Here is a 16,614-nt window from a genome sequence, read left to right as displayed (position 1 = left end):
TGGACCTGATGTGGTCCACGGCCGCCGCCGGTGGTACGAGGTTCAACCGCTAGACGGTGACGCGCTTCCTTTCCTCTGATTCCGCCTTGTCCCAGCGGTCGTGCCCGTCGTCGACCATCTGCAGTTCGTCGAAGGGATCGGTGCCGGCAAGCACTCCGGCCACCTTCGTGTTGTCGATCGTGTGCGTCCACGATCCGACCAGCAGTGTGGCGACGGCATTGCCCGAGAAGTTGGTCACCGCACGGGCTTCGGACATGAACCGGTCGATGCCGACAATGAGTCCGACGCCGTCGAGAAGCTCGGGGCGGTGGCTCTGCAAGCCGCCGGCCAGGGTTGCCAGCCCGGCGCCGCTGACACCGGCCGCGCCCTTCGAGGCGACGATCATGAACACCAGCAGCGAGATCTGCTCACCCAGCGACAGCGGGGCTCCCATGGCGTCGGCGACGAACAGCGACGCCATCGTGAGGTAGATCGCGGTGCCGTCGAGGTTGAACGAATACCCGGTCGGCACAACGATTCCGACGGTGCTGCGTTCCACTCCGAGGTGTTCCATCTTCGCGATCAGCCGCGGCAGAGCGGATTCGGACGACGAGGTGGCGAAGATGAGCAGGTACTCGCGGGCCAGGTACCGGACCAGTTTGAAGATGGAGACTCCAGCGACGAAGCGCAGGAGCAGTCCGAGAACGCCGAACACGAAGATCGCGCAGGTGACGTAGAAGCCGAGCATCAGGGTGAGCAGTTCGGTGATCGCGCTCCAGCCGGTCTGTCCGACGACGTTCGCGATGGCGCCGAATGCACCGATCGGGGCCAGCCACAAGATCATGCCGAGGACTTTGAAGACCACCTTCTGAAGCAGTTCGACAGCCCGGAGAACCGGATCGCCGGTCTTGCTCGGCAGACTCTGGATCGCGAAACCGATCAGGAGAGCGATGAACAGGGTCTGCAGGACACTGCCCTCGGTGAGCGCCGACAACATCGATGTCGGGATGATGCCCTGGACGAAGTCCAGCGTCCCGCCGGATTCGTGTGCCTTCTCCGCCAGGTCGGCGCCCGTGCCCATCTTGCTCGGGTCGATCGTCAGTCCGCTTCCCGGACTCAGCAGGTTACCGACCACCAGTCCGATCGCCAGCGCGACCGTGGACATGGCGAGGAAGTAGGCGAAGGCGAGTCCACCGACCTTTCCGACCGTGGCCGCGGCCCGCACCGAGCCGATACCGAGCACGATGGTGCAGAAGATGACCGGACTGATCATCATCTTGATCAGGCTGACGAACATGGTGCCGAGTACACCGACCTGTTCGCCCACTCCGGGGGCCACGAGTCCGACGATGACGCCGCCGACAACCGCGACGATCACGGCGATGTAGAGCCAATGTGTGCGGTCGCGTTGCTTACGGGCCGGTGGGTCACCGGCAGTTGGTCGATCTTGCATGGTTGTCATGACGGCAACTTCCTTTGTGGAGTCGGCGATAAGTGATCTGGAAGAATGGTGTTTCATGACGTGAGCCAGGTCACGATTAAGTTCATTACGTTCAGCATCGGAGGGGTTCCATGCCCAGGTTGCTGCCGCGTTCCCTGGCCGGACAGGCGTTCGCGCTGCAGCTGGTGGTCATCGCGCTGATGGTGTTGGCCGGCGGTACGTTGGCCCTGATCGACGCCCGGCGGGATGGCGATGCCGCAGCCCGCCAGCAGGTCACGGGTATCGCCAGTTCGCTCGCGCAGTCACCGTCGACCGCCGCTGCGATCGAATCCGGAACCGCATCTACTGTGCTGCAACCGGCGACCGAACAGGTTCGCGAGAACACGGGCATCGCGTTCATCACGATCATGGCGCCAGATCGGACCCGGTTCACCCACACCAATCCCGCGCTGATCGGTGCGCCGTATCTCGGCACCATCGAACCGGCGCTGGAAGGCCGGACGTTCACCGAGGTGTACACCGGCACCCTCGGCCCCTCGATCCGGGCCGTCGCACCGGTCATGTCGGGCTCGGGTGAGGTCATCGGCCTGGTCTCGGCGGGTATCACCCAGAAGACGCTCGCCCAACGATGGCAGGACCAATGGCCACAGATATTGGCCATTGCGCTTGCCGCGCTATGTGTTTCGCTGGTCGGTATCTGGGCGATCCGGCGTCGGCTGCTGCGGCAGACCCACGGGCTCGGCCCGGCCGAGATGCGGGTGATGTACGAACACCATGACGCCGTCCTGCATTCGGTCTCCGAAGGGCTCATCGTGCTCGATCGAGGCGGAGTGGCCCTGGCCAACGACGAGGCCCGCCGACTGTTGTCGCTCCCTGCCGGCGACGTCGACAGAGATTCTCTGCCAACGTTTTTGCAGTCGTACTCCCCCGGCGCCCGCGACGAGGTCCACGTGACCGGCGACCGTGTTCTGGTTGTCAACCGATCCCACGTCCCCGGGGACCGCTCACCCGACAGCGAGGTCGTCACCATCCGCGATCGCACCGAATTGCAAGGCGCCCTGGGCGAACTCGATTCGATGCGGGTGTTCGCCGAATCGTTGCGGTCGCAGGCGCACGAGTCGGCCAACCGGCTGCACACCATCGTCACACTCGTCGAGATGGGTCGCAGCGATGACGCCGTGCGCTTTGCCACCGACGAGTTGCGGCTGTCGCAACAGCTGGTCGACCGGCTGTCGAGCACGGTCGGCGAACCGGCGCTGGCGGCACTGCTGCTCGGCAAGAGCGCCCAGGCCGATGAACGCGGCATCGATCTGACGATCACCGATGACACCGAACTGCCGTCGGATGCCGACGGGGTCCCGTTGTCGGGACAGGAACTGATCACCGTCGTGGGCAATCTGATCGACAACGCACTCGACGCCTGCGACCGCGACGATCCCTGGGTGGAAGTGACGGTGCACCAGGATGCCGATGAGTTGCTGATCCGGGTCGCCGACAGCGGCGCCGGCATGGATCCCGCGGAGTTCTCCAGGGCGATGCAGCGTGGATACTCGACCAAGTCCGACACAGAAGCCGGGCGGCGCGGGCTCGGACTGGCGCTGGTCGCCCAGGTCGTCGGCCGGCACCACGGCACGCTGACCGCCGAGATGACCTATGGCTCCGTGGTCACCGTCCGGATCGGGATCGATCCCCGATGATCACCGTGTTGATCGTCGAAGACGAACCCTTGATCGCCGAGGCCCATCGCGCCTTCCTCGGCCGGCTGCCCGGGTTCACGGTGGCCGCGAGCGCCGACACCGCCCGAGACGCGATGCGGGCGGCCGCCGAATCCGCGGCGGCGGGCAACCCGATCGATCTGGTCCTCCTCGATATCGGGCTCCCCGACGCGAGCGGAATCGACCTCGCCTCGGCGTTGTCCGGGCTCCGGCCTGCCCCCGACATCATCGCGATCACCTCCGAACGCAATCTGGAGGTGGTGCGGGCCGCCGTGGCCAACGGCGCGCTGGCCTACCTCCTCAAGCCGTTCACGTTCGCCGCATTTCGTGATCGACTCGAGCGGTATCAGCGGTACCGCGAGGCCCTGCCGGCGGGGACCGATGCCGCCAGCCAGGCCGAAGTCGACCGGGCGATCGCCGAATTACGCAGCAGCAGCGAGAAATCCACGGCACCGAAAGGTGCGGCCCCGGCCACCACCGACGAGATCGCGAGGATTGTCCGCGACAACCCCGACGGTCTCACCGCGGCCGATGCCGCCAAGATCGTGGGTGTGTCGCGGGTGACCGCCTGGCGTTACCTCGAACGCCTCGCCGACGACGGCACGCTCCGCCGTCAGACCGACTACGGCAGCGCGGGCCGGCCCAAGATCCGCTACCAGTGGCGGCGCTGAACTCGTGGGCCACAGTCGACTCCGCGGCCTTCGTCAGCGTAGGTCCAGCGACCGACATCGGCCGGGCCCGTCGGCACCGCTTGTGTAGTATTCGGGAAAACATCCACTACGTTGACGATCGCAAAAACGGGCCGGGTCGCGGTACCCGAGATCCCGTGGCGGGGTGGCATCGTCGGGGGACAACCATGGATGATGTTGCGGCACAGCTTTCGCGCACCCGTGAGCGGGTGGGCACACGAGGGAAAGCAGGTGGAGGCGGGTGGATCCGATGGTCGGCAAACTCGGGACCGTGCACCTCTCCATCGAGGCCGGCGGACTCGGTGAGGTCGTGCTCACCGTGAGCGGTTCGACCCAGACGTACGTGGCCACCTCCTCGGCGGACATCGCTCGCGGCGACAACATCCTGGTGACCGGCAAGACCGACGACGGCAGCCTGATCGTCGACAAATGGTATCCGCCCCCGAATGCACCTGCGCCTCAACAGAATCATTAGACAGCAACGGAAAGTAGGACAATAGATGCTCGGTTACCACGTGCCCGATCCCGACGAGGCGATGCTCATCTCGGGCAAGAAGTCCCACGACGAGAACTCGCCGTTCATCGTGGTCATCGGTCACGGCAAATGGGTGATGCCACTGTTCCGCCGGGTCAGCTACCTGTCCCTGGCCATGCATGAGGCCGCCATCGAAGAAACCTGCGTCACCACCCAGGGCATCACCCTGAAGGTCCGGGCCGTGATCGCACACAAGGTGGGTTCGGACACCGAGTCGATCGTCAACGCCGGCCAGCGGTTCATCTCCGAGCAGGCCAACGAGATGAATCAGCTGACCGGACAGATCTTTTCGGGTCACCTGCGGTCCATCGTCGGCTCGATGACCGTGGAGCAGATCATCCGCGAACGTGACACGCTGGCGCGGCAGGTCCTCGAAGCCTCCAAACGTGAGTTGACGCTGATCGGCCTGAAGGTCGACTCGTTCCAGATCCAGTCGATCGATGACCTGGGTTCGGGCTACATCAAGTCACTCGCGGCCCCCGAGGTCGCCCGCGTGCAGCGTGATGCCGCGGTCGCCGAAGCCGCCGCCGAGCAGCAATCCGTCGAGGCGCAGCAGAAGTCGGCCCGTGCACAGGCCGACTACGAACGAGAAACCGCACTCAAGCGCGCCGAGATCAAGGCCGAGACCGACAAGGCGAACGCGGAAGCCGCTCAGGCCGGCCCACTCGCGGAGGCCCGGGTGAGCCAGGAGATCACCACCGAGCAGACCAAATTGGCACAGACGACTGCGGAGCTACGCGAACGCCAGTTGCTGTCCGAGGTGATCAAACCTGCCGAAGCCGAGGCACAGCGCAAGCGCATCCTGGCCGAGGCGGAGGCGGACGCCGTCCGGATCCAGGCCGCCGCAGCCGCCGAGAACGATCGCATCTCCCTCGATCAGCTGTTGATCGAACAGTTGCCCGACCTCGTCGAAGCGGTCTCCAAAGGTCTGTCCGGCGCCAACCTCACCGTGTTCAACGGCGCCCAAGGTGTCAACGAACTCGCGACCAACGTCGTCGCACAAGGAATTTCGATCCTCGACACCGTGCAGGGCCGGTTCGGTCAGAAACCCACCGAGCCACAGCAGTAAGGACAAAGGCCGCCTCACGGTTCTCACATCCCGCTCGCGGTGCAGAGCGAGCGGGTGTCAGAACTGAGGGCGGCCTTGTCGATGACGGTGCGCGCAGAGGGATTTGAACCCCCGACCGCTGGTGTGTAAGACCAGAGCTCTACCGCTGAGCTATACGCGCGAGGCGACTGAACGAAGGCGAGTTCGCCAGTCGCGACGGCGAGAGAAAACATCGGACTCGCCGCCCGCCCGGTCACCCGAAGGCGCCGGACACATTCAAGAATTTAGCGTGGCGAGGGCTTTCTCCCAAAGCGACTGGTCACGGACCTGCCCAGGATCCATCATTTCCGAAAAAGTGATGATCCCGTTCTTGTCGATGACAAACGTTCCGCGGTTCGGATAGCCCTTGTCGTTGTTGAACACGCCATAGGCCTGCGACACCTCGCCATGTGGCCAGAAGTCCGCCAGGATCGGGAACAGGTAGCCCTGCGCCGACGACCACACCTTGTGCGTGGGCGAACTGCCCACCGACACGGCGACGAACTCCGAGTTCTCGTTGGAGAACGCAGGCAACCGATCCCGGACCATGCTCAGTTCGCCTTCGCACGTTCCGGTGAACGCCAGTGGAAAGAAGACCAGCAGCACGTTCTTCTCTCCGCGGTAATCGGAGAGGCTGACGATCTGATTGTTTTGATCACGCAGACTGAAGTCGGGAGCCTCGGTTCCCACCTCGAGCTCCCGACCGAGAGAAGAAGTCATGCTCTCTTGCCGGCCCGGGTCTTCGGTTGGACCAAACGAGATCCCAGCCATTCGCCGAAGCTCACGGCACTGGTTTGTGTGAGGCCCGCGGTCGGGGCGGCCTCGGCGACCTCGGTGGGGTCGACGTAACCGTCGTTCCCGGTTTTCGGAGACAACACCCAGACGAATCCGTCATCGGCAAGTGGTCCGATGGCATCCATCAACGCGTCGACCAGATCCCCGTCACCGTCGCGCCACCACAGCACGACCATGTCGATGACCTCATCGGAATCCTCATCAACCATCTCAGCGTCGATGGTGTCTTCGATGAGGCCGCGCAGGTCGTCGTCGGTGTCCTCATCCCACCCCAGCTCCTGCACGATCATGCCCGCTGTCACTCCCAGCTTCTGGGCGCGATCACCATCTGAAGCGGCAACCAACGCGACGACCTCCTGTCAAAAAATGGGTGAGCACGGTTCCGGGCCCACTTAGATCACTCAAGCGAACAGGGTAAACCCCCAAGTTGCAAGCCGAATGCCGCTTTTTCAGCCGGTGAGTTCACCACAAGCCTCCACGGCCTTGTTTCTGGCCTCGATCCACAGCCCCGCCGGGTCGTTGAGTCCGGACCGATTTTGGTCCTGCACAGCCTTCACCAACGCCTGGTTCCGGACCAGGAAATCGCGGATGAGTTGATCCACCGGAGCCTCGACATCGGGTACAAGTTTGGCGTTGATCGCCTGCTCACCGGCGTTTAGCTGGCCGATCGCCGCCTCGCCGGCACCGTCGAGCGCCGAATAGGACTGCACTTCATTGAGTTTGGTGACGAACTGGTTGTAGCTGTTCAACATGGTGACCACGGTCGTGGTGAACTGCGAACACAATTCGAGCGTGAGATTTCTGGCGGCTTGCGCGCGTCGCGACGATTCGGCGGCCTCCGACCGTTCCGCGGCCACGGACATGTCACTTCGATAGGCCGACACCTGACCCCCGTCGACCGAACTCGTTCCGTCGATCGTCGTCGCGCAACCCGTCACGCCCAACCCCAGCACCACAACGACCGCCACACCCCAAGCTTTCACAGTGCCGATACTGCACGACGTGCGCACCATCTCACCAGAGAAACGCCCGTGGGTAGGGTTACTTTGCCGCGCACCGATGCCAACACACATCTATTGCGGCACGATTAGGAGAAACGTCGAGACCAACACCCCGGTTCCGGCGAGTCGATCCCGTTGACGGCAGCCACCGCTGCCGAGTGACTCGAGGAGAAAGAGCACGCAGTGACTGACAGCACTCACGCAACCAAGAATCAGGCCCGTGTCCGGGTGATCCGCGAAGGTGTCGCGTCGTACCTTCCCGACATCGACCCGAGCGAGACCGACGAATGGCTTGATTCGTTCGACGGACTCCTCGAGCACGCCGGGCCCGGCCGCGCCCGATATCTCATGTTGCGTCTGCTCGAACGAGCCGGTGAGAAGCGGGTGTCCATCCCTTCCCTGACCTCCACCGACTACGTCAACACCATCCCGACCGAAAGCGAGCCCTGGTTCCCGGGCGACGAAGAGGTCGAACGCCGCTTCCGCGCATTCATCCGCTGGAATGCCGCGATCATGGTGCACCGCGCCCAGCGTCCCGGTGTCGGGGTCGGTGGTCACATCTCCACTTACGCCTCGTCCGCCGCGCTGTACGAGGTCGGCTTCAACCACTTCTTCCGCGGCCAGGACCACGCCGGCGGCGGCGACCAGATCTTCATCCAGGGTCATGCGTCCCCCGGCATCTACGCCCGTGCCTTCCTCGAAGGCCGCATCGGCGAATCCCGGATGGACGGCTTCCGTCAGGAACACTCCCACGCCGGCGAGGGTGGCGGCCTGCCGTCGTACCCGCATCCGCGGTTGATGCCCGACTTCTGGCAGTTCCCCACCGTGTCCATGGGCCTGGGTCCGATGAACGCCATCTATCAGGCCCGTTTCAACCACTACCTGAACGATCGCGGAATCAAGAACACCGAGGATCAGCACGTCTGGGCATTCCTCGGCGACGGCGAGATGGACGAGCCCGAGTCGCGTGGCCTCGCGCACGTCGCCGCCACCGAGGGTCTCGACAACCTGACCTTTGTCGTCAACTGCAACTTGCAGCGTCTCGACGGTCCGGTGCGCGGCAACGGCAAGATCATCCAGGAACTCGAGTCGTTCTTCCGCGGCGCCGGCTGGAACGTCATCAAGGTGATCTGGGGTCGCGAGTGGGACTCGCTCCTGCACAAGGATCGTGACGGCGCGCTGGTCAACCTGATGAACAGCACCCCCGACGGTGACTACCAGACGTACAAGGCCAACGACGGGGCCTTCGTCCGCGAGCACTTCTTCGGCCGCGACCCGCGCACCAAGGAACTGGTCAAAGACCTGTCCGACGCCGACATCTGGAACCTCAAGCGCGGTGGCCACGACTACCGCAAGGTGCACGCCGCCTACGCGTCGGCGATGGCGCACAAGGGTCAGCCGACGGTGATCCTCGCCCACACCATCAAGGGCTACACACTCGGCAAGCACTTCGAGGGCCGCAACGCGACCCACCAGATGAAGAAGCTGACGCTCGACGATCTCAAGGATTTCCGCGACAGCACGCGCATCCCGATCAGCGACGCCGAGCTCGAGAAGGATCCGTACCTGCCGCCGTATTACCACCCCGGGGCCGACTCACCCGAGATCCAGTACATGCTCGACCGCCGTAAATCGCTCGGCGGCTTCCTGCCGGCCCGCCGGACCAAGAGCAAGGTTCTCAAGCCCGACACCAGCGGCGCCATCAAGCTCGCCAGCAAGGGTTCGGGCAAGCAGCAGGTCGCGACGACGATGGCCATTGTCCGCATCTTCAAGGAACTGATGCGCGACAAGGAGATCGGCAAGCGGCTCGTGCCGATCATCCCGGACGAGGCCCGCACGTTCGGCATGGACTCGTGGTTCCCGACGCTGAAGATCTACAACCGCAACGGCCAGCTGTACACCTCGGTCGACGCCGACCTGATGCTGGCGTACAAGGAGAGCCCGGACGGGCAGATCCTGCACGAGGGCATCAACGAGGCCGGGTCCACGGCGTCGTTCACCGCGGTGGGCACGTCCTACGCCACCCACGATGAGCCGATGATCCCGCTCTACATCTTCTATTCGATGTTCGGTTTCCAGCGCACGGGCGACGGGCTGTGGGCTGCCGCAGACCAGATGGCCCGCGGATTCGTTCTCGGCGCGACTGCCGGCCGCACCACCCTGACCGGCGAAGGTCTTCAGCACGCCGACGGTCATTCGCTGTTGCTGGCGGCCACCAACCCGGCGGCGGTGACCTACGATCCGGCGTTCAGTTACGAACTGGCGCACATCATCTCCGACGGCCTCAAGCGGATGTACGGCGATGATCCGGAGAACATCTTCTACTACATCACCATCTACAACGAGCCCATCGCGCAGCCGGCTGCGCCGGAGAACGTTGATGTCGCGGGCATTCTGAAGGGCATCTACCGGTTCGCCGACGCACCCGAGGGCAAGGAGTTCCCGGCCAACATCCTGGTGTCGGGTATCGCCATGCCCAGCGCCCTCAAGGCACAGCAGCTGCTCGCCGACGATTGGAACGTCGGGGCGAGCATCTACTCGGTGACGTCCTGGGGTGAACTCGCCCGCGACGGGGTCGAATACGAGAAGGCCTCGCTGCGCGAACCCGCGGGTGACCATCCGCAACCGTTCCTGACGGATGCGCTGGCCGACGCCGACGGACCGTTTGTCGCGGCGACCGACTACATGCGGGGCGTCCCGGAATTGATCCGCGCCTGGGTCCCCGGCACGTATCTCACCCTGGGCACCGACGGGTTCGGATTCTCCGACACCCGGCCGGCCGCGCGCCGGTACTTCAATGTCGATGGTGAGTCGATCGCGGTCGGCGTCCTCTCGGCACTGGCCCGTGAAGGCCACATCGACGTCAAGGTGGCGGCCGAGGCCGCCGCGAAGTACCAGATCGAAGATGTGCTGGCTGCCCCGAAGCAGACCAGCGATCCAGGTCCCGGCGCCTGATCTTCAGCTGGCACCCGACAGCCCATCCGTTACACAACGGGTGGGCGGTCGGCGTTTGCGGTCGGTGTTTGCGGTGGACGTCTTCCCATCCGCGCACACGACTGGCATAGATTGATGCCATGACTGAGTCCCGTGCGGGTGATCAGCCCGTGGGCGATCTGTTCGGTCCACGCGGTGCGCATGTCCCGGCACCCGCGAATGTGCATGACGCCCTGCCGGACACACTGCTCCGCCGCGTGAAGCAGTACAGCGGCCGATTGGCCACCGAGGCCGTCCATTCGATGCAGGAACAGCTCCCCTACTTCGAGGATCTCGAAGCAGGTCAACGCGCCAGCGTGCAGCTCGTGGTCCAGACCGCGGTGGTGAACTTCGTCGAATGGCTGCAGGATCCCGAGGGCAACGTCAAGTTCACGGTGCAGGCCTTCCAGGTGGTTCCCCAGGACCTCGCCCGCCGGATCAGCCTCCTGCAGACCGTCGAGATGGTCCGGGTGGCGATGGAGTTCTTCGAGAAGTGGCTGCCACTTCTGGCCCGCAACGACGCGCAGCTGCGCGCGCTGACCGAGGCGGTCCTGCGCTACGGCCGTGAGATCGGGTTCGCCGCGGCCTCCATCTATGCCTCCGCGGCCGAGTCCCGTGGTGCCTGGGACTCGCGACTCGAAGCGCTGGTCGTCGACGCGGTTGTCCGCGGCGACTCGGGTCCGACCCTGCTGTCCCGGGCTGCCGCGCTCAACTGGGACACCGCCGCCACGGCCACCGTGCTCGTGGGGATGCCACCACCGGAACGAAATGTCTCCGTTCCGCTCGCCGTGCACAACACCGCTCGTCAACACGACCGGGCAGCACTCTCCGTGGTCCAGGGCAGCCTGCTGGTCGCGATCGTCAGCGGACCGGTGACGATGGTCGACCCCTTCATCACCGACCTGCTCGTCCTCTTTGCGGACGGACCTGTGGTGATCGGGCCCACAACCCCCAACCTCGGGGCCGCCCACGCCAGTGCCGTGGACGCGCTCGCGGGCATCGAGGCGGTGGTCGGCTGGCCGAGCGCACCCCGTCCAGTTCACTCACTTGAACTTTTGCCCGAGCGCGCACTGCTCGGCGACCAGGCCGCGATGGCCACTTTGAACGATTCTCTGGTCGTGCCGCTGGCGAAGGGTGGCGAGACCCTGACCTCCACACTTGACGCATATCTGGATTCCGGCGGGTCCGTGGAGTCGTGCGCGCGGCAACTCTTTGTCCATCCAAATACTGTGAGATATCGACTAAAGAGAATTTCGGACATCACCGGTCGCGATCCCATGAACCCCCGGGATGCGTACGTGCTTCGAGTGGCAACCACCGTGGGTCGTCTGGCACAGGTAAGACACGACATGCGCACAATTTTCCCTACAGTCACATCCTTCACAGCCTCCAAGGAGTGAAAGCAACATTTGTGCATCAATTCACAACCGTGTAACGGATATCGGGGAGGTGACGATGCAGGCACGCTGTTGTGCACTTTTGTGGGGATCCCACAAATGCATTGCCTAAGGTTCATTGCGTCCGACACCCTCACGGAACGCGATATGGGTGTTCTCTTGTTTGGTGCTCACCTTGCTTGCGCCCGGACAGGGCTCCCAGACCGTCGGAATGCTCACGCCGTGGCTTGAGCTTCCCGGCGTACGCGACCAGGTCGCAACGTGGTCGAAGCTGATCAACCTCGACATCGAGCGTCTCGGCACCACTGCCACCGCGGACGAGATCACCGATACAGCGGTCACTCAGCCCCTGGTGGTCGTCGCGGCGCTCCTTGCCTACGACGAGATCAACAAGCGCTCACCGTTGCCCTCAGACACCATCATCGCCGGCCATTCCGTCGGTGAACTGGCTGCCGCCGCCATCGCCGGCGTGCTGACCGCCGACGAGGCCGTGTCGCTCGCCGCCATCCGCGGCACCGAGATGGCGAAGGCCTGCGCGCTCGAGCCCACCACGATGGCCGCTGTGCTCGGGGGGGACGAAGCCGCGGTACTCGCCCGCCTCGCGGAACTCGACCTGGTCCCGGCCAACCGCAACGCGGCCGGGCAGATCGTGGCCGCCGGTGCTGTCGCCGCCATCGACGAACTCATCGCCACCCCGCCGGAGAAGGCCCGTATCCGCAAGCTCGCCGTCGCCGGCGCGTTCCACACCCGGTACATGGCCCCGGCACAGGATGCCGTGGCACGTGCGGCGGCCGACATCACTCCGCAACAGCCGACCGGGCCGTTGCTCTCCAACTCCGACGGACAGCCGGTCACCTCCGGCCGTGACGCCCTCGACAAGATCGTCTCCCAGGTCACCCGGCCCGTACGGTGGGATCTGTGCTCGCAGACGATGCGCGAGCAGGCGACGACCGGACTGATCGAGCTCCCGCCGGCCGGCACTCTCGCCGGAATCGCGAAACGCGAATTGAAGGGAACACCGACCCGCGCGCTCAAGACTCCTGACGACCTCGCGGGCCTCACCGAACTTGGATAGCGACGGCGGCACGCCTGTGCCGTCGTCCCCGGGAGATGTCCAGAGCACTGTTGCTCTGGCATCCGTCCATTGCAGTGCGTGAGCACTGTTCTTCCGGAAACACACGAAAACACGAACATGAAGGGAGCCACACAGTGGCCGCCGCCCAGGAAGAAATCATTGCCGGACTCGCTGAGATCATCGAGGAGGTCACCGGCATTGAACCCTCTGAGGTGACTGTAGAGAAGTCGTTCGTCGACGATCTCGATATCGATTCCCTGTCGATGGTGGAAATCGCAGTGCAGACCGAAGACAAGTACGGCGTGAAGATCCCCGATGAGGATCTCGCCGGCCTGCGCACCGTCGGTGACGCCGTCAACTACATCCAGAAGCTCGAGGCCGAGAACGCCGACGCCGCCGACGCCATCCGTGCAAAGCTCGACGCCGACAAGAACACCGGTGAGTGAACAACTGTGACTAACTCTCTTCGCGAATACTCGACCCTCGGCGGAAACTTCCCGAATGTGGTGGTGACCTCGATGGTTGCGACCACTTCGATCGGCGAAGACCTCGATTCCACGTGGAAGGGTCTTCTCGCCGGAGAGAGTGGCATCAAGACTCTCACCGATGACTGGGTCGAGGAGTACGACCTCCCGGTCCGCTTCGGTGGGCGTCTTGTCAAAGATCCGTCGACGGAGGTCACCCGGGTCCAGGCCCGTCGGATGGCCTACGTCGAGCGGATCGCCTACGTCATGGGCAAGCGGCTGTGGTCACTTGCCGGCGAACCCGATATCGAGAAAGAGCGCCTCGGCGTTGTCATCGGTACCGGTCAAGGTGGCGGTGATGCTCTCATCGAGGCCTACAACTCGATGCACAACACCGGTAACTACCGCAAGGTTTCCCCACTTGCCGTACCGATGGCGATGCCCAACGGTCCGGCAGCGGTGGTAGGACTCGAGATCGGCGCCAAGGCCGGTGTGATCACACCGGTCTCGGCCTGTTCCTCGGGTTCGGAGGCGATCGCGCACGCGTGGCGTCAGATCGTCATGGGTGACGCCGACATGGTTGTCACAGGTGGCGTTGAGGGCCATATCGATTCGGTCCCCATCGCCAGCTTCGCGATGATGCGTGCGATGAGTACCCGCAACGAGGATCCCGCGGCCGCATCTCGTCCGTTCGACAAGGACCGCGACGGGTTTGTCTTCGGCGAGGCCGCCGCACTGCTGGTCATCGAACGCGAAGATCACGCCATCGCCCGGGGTGCGCACATTCATGCGCGTCTCCTCGGCGGCGGGATCACGTCCGATGGTTATCACCTGGTTGCACCTGACCCGGAGGGCACCGGCGCCGCGCGCGCCATGACCCGTGCACTGCAGACCGCAGGTCTCGCCAAGTCCGACATCACGCATGTGAACGCGCACGCCACGTCCACGTCCGTCGGCGACACGGCCGAGTCCATCGCGATCAACGCAGCTGTGGGCGGCCACGCCGCGGTCTACGCACCGAAGTCTGCTCTCGGGCATTCGATCGGAGCGGTCGGTGCTCTGGAGTCGGTACTGACGATCAAGGCCATCGAAGAGGGAGTCATCCCTCCGACATTGAATCTCGACAATCAGGATCCCGAGTGTGAACTCGACGTGGTTCACGGAGAACCTCGTTATGGACAGATCGACTACGCCATCAACAACTCATTCGGATTCGGTGGGCACAACGTTGCGCTCGCCTTTGGGCGCTACTGACCCGCTGCCCCTGTGAGCCAGTTCTCTTACGAGAACCAGTTCCGACCGGGCGCTTGACGATCGACCTCTAAGGAGATTCATGACCACCATGGCCCCTATCACACAGCAAGAGGAATCCATCGATCCTCGGGATCCCTTGCTGCGGTTGACCAATTTCTTCGACGAAGCATCCATGTCGTTGCTCCACCCCCGCGACAAGTCGGGTGTGCAGGCTGCTGTCGGACGGGTGAACGGTGTTCGCACCGTCGCCTACTGCACCGACGGCACAGTGATGGGCGGAGCCATGGGGGTGGTGGGTTGCAAGCACATCGTCAACTCCATCGACACCGCCATCGCCGAGCAGGCCCCTGTTGTCGGGATCTGGCATTCCGGCGGTGCCCGGCTGGCAGAGGGCGTCGAAGCCCTCCATGCCGTCGGCGAGGTTTTCGAGGCGATGGTCCGGGCTTCCGGATACATCCCCCAGATCTCGATCGTTGTCGGCTTCGCCGCCGGCGGTGCGGCATACGGACCCGCCCTGACCGACGTCGTCATCATGGCGCCGGCCGGCCGCGTGTTCGTCACCGGACCGGACGTCGTCAAGAGCGTCACCGGCGAGGTCGTCGACATGGAGTCCCTCGGCGGACCGCTGACCCACGGAAAGAAGTCGGGTGTCTCGCACATCACGGCCGATTCCGAGGCAGACGCCTACTGGCGTGGCCGCCGCCTGATCGGAACCTTCGGTCAGCAGGGCCACTTCAGCCGGCAGAAGGCCGAGGCCGGCGATACCGACCTGCGGGCCCTGATGCCAGAATCCAACCGTCGTGCATACGACGTCCACCCGATCGTTCGGGCTCTACTCGACAGGGACGTGGCTGCGGACGGCGAAACCGAGATCTCGAGTTTCGAAGAGCTGCAGGCAAAGTGGGCACCGAACATCACGATCGGTTTCGGTCGGCTCTCCGGACGCAGTGTCGGCGTGATCGCCAACAACCCGCTGCGCATGGGTGGCTGCCTCAACTCCGAGAGTGCTGAGAAAGCCGCTCGCTTCGTCCGTCTCTGCGACGCGTTCGGCGTCCCGCTGATCGTGATGACCGACGTTCCGGGGTACCTGCCCGGTGTCGGCCAGGAATGGGACGGCGTCGTGCGCCGCGGCGCCAAGTTGCTGCACGCGTTCGCCGAATGCTCGGTCCCCCGCGTCACGCTGGTGACCCGCAAGATCTACGGCGGTGCCTACATCGCGATGAACTCGCGGGCACTCGGTGCCACCGCGGTCTTCGCGTGGCCCGGCTCCGAGGTGGCCGTGATGGGCGCCAAGGCAGCTGTTGGCATCCTGCACAAGAAGGCGCTGGCCGCCGCACCCGACGACGAGCGTGAAGCCTTGCACGAGCGTCTCGCCGTCGAGCACGAAGCCATCGCCGGTGGTGTGGGCCGCGCTCAGTCCATCGGTGTGGTCGACGAGATCATCGACCCGGCCAAGACCCGCAGCATCATCGCCCAGGCACTGGCCTCGGCACCGGCGCGCCGCGGTCGCCACAAGAACATTCCGTTGTGACCTGACACGAATGTTCTGACAAGACAACAAGAGCGGGCCCGGACTTCGTGAAGTCCGGGCCCGCTCTTGTGTGTTCGGGTGTGGGCGCGCTCAGCCCACACGCTGGTGCAGCCAGGTGACCTCGGCGCCGGCACCGCCCATACGGAACGACTCGAGTGCCTCGTCCCAGGCCGTGCCGAGGGCTGCATCGAGTGCACCCGCCAGTTCCATGCCGTCGGCGTGCGATTCCATCAGGGAACGCAACTGCACTTCACCGATGATGACGTCGCCATTGGCGCTCATCGAACCACGCCACAGTCCGAGTCCGGGGACAAAGCAGAAGCGTTCACCATCCACGCCCTCGCTGGCGTGCTCGGTGATCTCGAACCGCAGGGCGGACCATTCGCGTAAGGCGGTGGCCAGCCGGGCGCCGGTCCCGACGGGTCCGACCCAGTCGACGGTGGCGCGTTGCAGGCCTGGACCTGCTTCCTGCGCCGACCACTTCAGATTCGCGCGGGCATCAAGCGTCGATGACAGTGCCCACTCGACATGCGGGCACAACGCGACAGGTGCGGAATGTACAAAAACCACACCTGTCGTAACGTCCGCAAACTGATTCAGGTTGCGCACTTTCCACCTCCGGTTTCGACGAGGAACGTCTTCCCCAACGGCCTGGCGAAACCAAGGTGATACCACACT

At 64.3% G+C, this 16,614-nt stretch carries 15 protein-coding genes and 1 tRNA gene; 10 read left to right on the top strand and 6 right to left on the bottom strand.

Going from position 1 to position 16,614, the window contains the following annotated elements; genetic code table 11:
• Positions 1-49: 49 nt before the first annotated feature.
• Positions 50-1,441, bottom strand: a complete 1,392-nt coding sequence (locus VIQ49_RS07360) for a cation:dicarboxylate symporter family transporter (RefSeq protein ID WP_331882599.1) — start codon at positions 1,439-1,441, stop codon at positions 50-52.
• 110 nt (positions 1,442-1,551) lie between these two features.
• On the opposite strand from VIQ49_RS07360, the gene VIQ49_RS07355 reads away from it, so the two are divergent.
• From VIQ49_RS07355 to VIQ49_RS07340, 4 genes are all read left to right on the top strand, one after another.
• Positions 1,552-3,117 (top strand): sensor histidine kinase, encoded by a 1,566-nt coding sequence (locus tag VIQ49_RS07355; RefSeq protein WP_331882597.1) that lies wholly within the window; start codon positions 1,552-1,554, stop codon positions 3,115-3,117.
• Positions 3,114-3,806 carry a response regulator gene (locus VIQ49_RS07350; RefSeq protein WP_331882594.1) on the top strand — a complete coding sequence of 231 codons (693 nt, stop codon included), beginning with the start codon at positions 3,114-3,116 and terminating at the stop codon, positions 3,804-3,806. The genes VIQ49_RS07355 and VIQ49_RS07350 overlap by 4 nt, the downstream gene beginning before the upstream one ends.
• A gap of 259 nt (positions 3,807-4,065) precedes the next feature.
• Entirely contained in the window at positions 4,066-4,299 is a 234-nt protein-coding gene (locus tag VIQ49_RS07345; RefSeq protein WP_331882592.1) for a hypothetical protein, read from the top strand.
• A 25-nt stretch (positions 4,300-4,324) separates the two neighbouring features.
• Positions 4,325-5,428 carry an SPFH domain-containing protein gene (locus VIQ49_RS07340; RefSeq protein ID WP_331882589.1) on the top strand — a complete coding sequence of 368 codons (1,104 nt, stop codon included), beginning with the start codon at positions 4,325-4,327 and terminating at the stop codon, positions 5,426-5,428.
• Between the two features lie 88 nt (positions 5,429-5,516).
• On the opposite strand, the gene VIQ49_RS07335 is transcribed toward VIQ49_RS07340, so the two are convergent.
• From VIQ49_RS07335 to VIQ49_RS07320, 4 genes are all read right to left on the bottom strand, one after another.
• A tRNA-Val gene (locus VIQ49_RS07335) sits at positions 5,517-5,588 on the bottom strand.
• Between the two features lie 95 nt (positions 5,589-5,683).
• A complete protein-coding gene (locus tag VIQ49_RS07330) occupies positions 5,684-6,166 on the bottom strand; it encodes a peroxiredoxin (protein WP_331882586.1) in 483 nt (160 codons plus the stop codon).
• Entirely contained in the window at positions 6,163-6,585 is a 423-nt protein-coding gene (locus VIQ49_RS07325) for a DUF3052 domain-containing protein (RefSeq protein ID WP_331882583.1), read from the bottom strand. The genes VIQ49_RS07330 and VIQ49_RS07325 overlap by 4 nt, the downstream gene beginning before the upstream one ends.
• Positions 6,586-6,690: 105 nt before the next feature.
• Entirely contained in the window at positions 6,691-7,224 is a 534-nt protein-coding gene (locus tag VIQ49_RS07320; protein WP_331882580.1) for a hypothetical protein, read from the bottom strand.
• Between the two features lie 201 nt (positions 7,225-7,425).
• Between VIQ49_RS07320 and aceE the strand changes: the two genes are divergently transcribed.
• The 6 genes from aceE (at position 7,426) to VIQ49_RS07290 (ending at position 15,936) form a co-directional block, all read left to right on the top strand.
• Entirely contained in the window at positions 7,426-10,197 is a 2,772-nt protein-coding gene (gene aceE, locus VIQ49_RS07315) for a pyruvate dehydrogenase (acetyl-transferring), homodimeric type (protein ID WP_331882578.1), read from the top strand.
• Positions 10,198-10,316: 119 nt separating this feature from the next.
• The gene (locus VIQ49_RS07310; protein ID WP_331882576.1) at positions 10,317-11,615 is read left to right on the top strand and encodes a PucR family transcriptional regulator; all 1,299 of its coding nucleotides are present in this window, start codon (positions 10,317-10,319) and stop codon (positions 11,613-11,615) included.
• 163 nt (positions 11,616-11,778) lie between these two features.
• Positions 11,779-12,687 carry an ACP S-malonyltransferase gene (locus tag VIQ49_RS07305; RefSeq protein WP_331882573.1) on the top strand — a complete coding sequence of 303 codons (909 nt, stop codon included), beginning with the start codon at positions 11,779-11,781 and terminating at the stop codon, positions 12,685-12,687.
• Between the two features lie 134 nt (positions 12,688-12,821).
• The gene (gene acpM / locus VIQ49_RS07300; RefSeq protein ID WP_020105643.1) at positions 12,822-13,133 is read left to right on the top strand and encodes a meromycolate extension acyl carrier protein AcpM; all 312 of its coding nucleotides are present in this window, start codon (positions 12,822-12,824) and stop codon (positions 13,131-13,133) included.
• A gap of 6 nt (positions 13,134-13,139) precedes the next feature.
• The gene (locus VIQ49_RS07295; RefSeq protein WP_331882567.1) at positions 13,140-14,405 is read left to right on the top strand and encodes a KasA/KasB family beta-ketoacyl-ACP synthase; all 1,266 of its coding nucleotides are present in this window, start codon (positions 13,140-13,142) and stop codon (positions 14,403-14,405) included.
• 79 nt (positions 14,406-14,484) lie between these two features.
• Positions 14,485-15,936, top strand: coding sequence for an acyl-CoA carboxylase subunit beta (locus VIQ49_RS07290; RefSeq protein WP_331882565.1), 1,452 nt, complete (start codon positions 14,485-14,487; stop codon positions 15,934-15,936).
• A 90-nt stretch (positions 15,937-16,026) separates the two neighbouring features.
• Here the strand turns inward: VIQ49_RS07290 and VIQ49_RS07285 are convergent, their stop codons facing one another.
• Positions 16,027-16,545, bottom strand: a complete 519-nt coding sequence (locus VIQ49_RS07285) for a DUF3145 domain-containing protein (protein ID WP_331882563.1) — start codon at positions 16,543-16,545, stop codon at positions 16,027-16,029.
• Between the last annotated feature and the right edge of the window lie 69 nt (positions 16,546-16,614).

It is taken from the genome of Williamsia sp. (assembly GCF_036566845.1).
Lineage (GTDB): Bacteria > Actinomycetota > Actinomycetes > Mycobacteriales > Mycobacteriaceae > Williamsia.
The sequence above is the reverse complement of the archived record's forward strand: the minus strand, read 5'-3'. Positions and strand labels throughout refer to the sequence as shown.